Origin of the sequence: Methylobacterium nigriterrae (genome assembly GCF_037106235.1) — a bacterium.
GTDB lineage: Bacteria > Pseudomonadota > Alphaproteobacteria > Rhizobiales > Beijerinckiaceae > Methylobacterium > Methylobacterium nigriterrae.
Window position 1 is genome coordinate 1 of record NZ_JBAWTG010000741.1, and the last position, 289, is coordinate 289.

Sequence of the window (289 nt, forward strand, 5' to 3'; positions counted from 1 at the left end):
CACAGCCCGGCACCCGGCTGTCCCCATCAAATGCCCTGCGGCTCGCTGCCTTTCGGCTCGAAGGTGAGCGCGATGCCATTCATGCAGTAGCGAAGGCCGGTCGGGGCCGGCCCGTCATCGAAGACATGGCCGAGGTGGCCCTTGCAACGGGCGCAGTGAACCTCGGTGCGCACCATCCAGTGGCTGCGGTCCGCCTGGGTCTCCCCGGCGCCCTCGATCGGCTCGAAGAAGCTCGGCCAGCCGGTCCCTGACTCGAACTTCGTGCCCGAGATGAAGAGCGGAGTCCCGC

General features: G+C 68.2%; 1 protein-coding gene. It reads right to left on the reverse strand.

The features are described from left to right. Positions 1-26: 26 nt before the first annotated feature. A partial coding sequence (gene msrB, locus WDW90_RS38950; RefSeq protein ID WP_336492978.1) for a peptide-methionine (R)-S-oxide reductase MsrB occupies positions 27-289 on the reverse strand: 263 nt, incomplete at its 5' end.